A 744-nucleotide genomic window follows, 5' to 3' on the forward strand; every position below is an offset into this window, starting at 1 on the left:
TATAACCAGGTGGAACCGGTATAGGCACCGATAGCGGCAAGGAGAAGATGATTATTAAAATACCAAAACCACGCTCATGCAAAGCTGTTTTAATGTCAAACAAAGTTACTTTATCGCTATCATTGTTATTGGTATCTGCAACTTCTTTTAGAATATCAGAAGCTAATTTATCACTTTTAGTCAACTTATCATTTTTTGACACGAAAAACCTTTGATAAAAATAATTCTTAACACAATTATTGTTTTATTTCAATATGCATTATTCATTTTGCGCTAGTAATTCGTTCTTTTGTTAAAGTGTTGTAAAGCTTTTAAGAAGAGAAAGTGCTCCGGTTATAAGTTGTGGTCCTTTGACTATTACAACAAGAGTAAGCAACAACGCGCACAATGATACTAAAACTCCCAATATGGATAGAAACCCGTCTTTACTCATAATGCTAAGTGAAATAAGAGTTGTGCCAATTGCAGGAAGGAAGTGAGTAAAAGGTAATGGAAGAGCTATTATTATTGCACAAAGCAACATCATAAAAGCCAGAATCTTCTCACCAGGCCCATAGAAAATGAAAGACAGTCTTGGCTTCACGAATTTTTCTATTTTTTCTAATACAGGGGAAGTTTTCTCTACCACAAGAGCTAGTGTTGAACGCTGAAAAGATCTTCTTTCTAGCCAACTGGGCATCCAAGGAGAATCAAATCCAAATAGAAGCTGCAGTGAGAATAAGATTAAAGGTATAGAAAGAATAG

General features: G+C 34.8%; 2 protein-coding genes. Both read right to left on the reverse strand.

What is annotated here, in order from left to right; translation table 11 throughout:
- Positions 1-202, reverse strand: a 202-nt coding sequence (locus tag OZD62_RS01510) for an exopolysaccharide biosynthesis protein (RefSeq protein WP_275019282.1), incomplete at its 3' end; no start/stop codon positions are given.
- Between the two features lie 90 nt (positions 203-292).
- The coding region (locus tag OZD62_RS01515) for an exopolysaccharide biosynthesis protein (protein WP_275019283.1) at positions 293-744 on the reverse strand (452 nt) is incomplete at its 5' end.

The organism is Wolbachia endosymbiont of Drosophila seguyi (assembly GCF_028981765.1).
Lineage (GTDB): Bacteria > Pseudomonadota > Alphaproteobacteria > Rickettsiales > Anaplasmataceae > Wolbachia > Wolbachia pipientis.